Consider the following 327-nt stretch of genomic DNA (forward strand, 5'->3'; position numbering starts at 1 on the left):
GTATACACAGTTCCGTTCCATGAGTAAGAATCACAAGCTGTTGCAGTTTCTTCAGAAGTTGTGCTGTTGTTGATGGTCAGAGTCAGCGTTGCAACATTGGTACATCCTGCCTCATTCTGGCTTTCAAAAGTATAAACACCGCTTTCAGTATATTCAGTTCCGTTCCAGGTGTAAGAATCACAAGCTGTTGCAGTTTCTTCAGAAGTAGTGCTATTGGTGATAGTCAGGTTTAGGGTTGCAACATTGGTGCATCCTGCTTCATTCTCACTCACAAAAGTATAGACACCGCTTTCTGTATATTCAGTTCCATTCCAGGTGTAAGAATCA

The 327-nt window shown here is 41.9% G+C and carries 1 protein-coding gene; it reads right to left on the reverse strand.

Annotated features, from left to right (window positions below):
• Positions 1–327 (reverse strand): hypothetical protein (locus tag HC176_RS18410; RefSeq protein ID WP_209309819.1); only part of this gene is annotated, 327 nt, incomplete at both ends.

This window comes from Tamlana crocina, assembly GCF_012037625.1.